Here is a 273-nt window from a genome sequence, read left to right as displayed (position 1 = left end):
CTTCACCGCCGAACTGGTGCAGCCGAAGCCCGAGGAGCGCTGGCTCCTCGTCACCTCCGGGTGGCACATGCCGCGCGCGGTCGGCTGCTTCCGGCAGGCGGGATTCCGCGTCACCGCCTTCCCGGTCGATTACCGCACCGGCGGCTGGGGCGACCTCTTCCGCCCGGTCGGCTTCGCCTCGGACGGGCTGTTCCAGCTCGACCTCGCCGTGAAGGAGTGGATCGGCCTCGCGGTCTACCGCCTCGCCGGCTACACCTCCGGCTGGCTGCCGGG

Annotated in this window: 1 protein-coding gene; it reads left to right on the top strand. The window is 72.5% G+C overall.

From position 1 onward, the window contains the following. The coding region (locus tag AX737_RS18610) for a YdcF family protein (RefSeq protein WP_197430629.1) at window positions 1-273 on the top strand (273 nt) is incomplete at both ends.

Origin of the sequence: Methylobacterium sp. CCH5-D2 (assembly GCF_001556475.1) — a bacterium.
GTDB classification, from domain to species: domain Bacteria; phylum Pseudomonadota; class Alphaproteobacteria; order Rhizobiales; family Beijerinckiaceae; genus Methylobacterium; species Methylobacterium hispanicum.
Note: the sequence above shows the minus strand (reverse complement) of the source record. Positions and strands in the feature narration are given on the sequence as shown.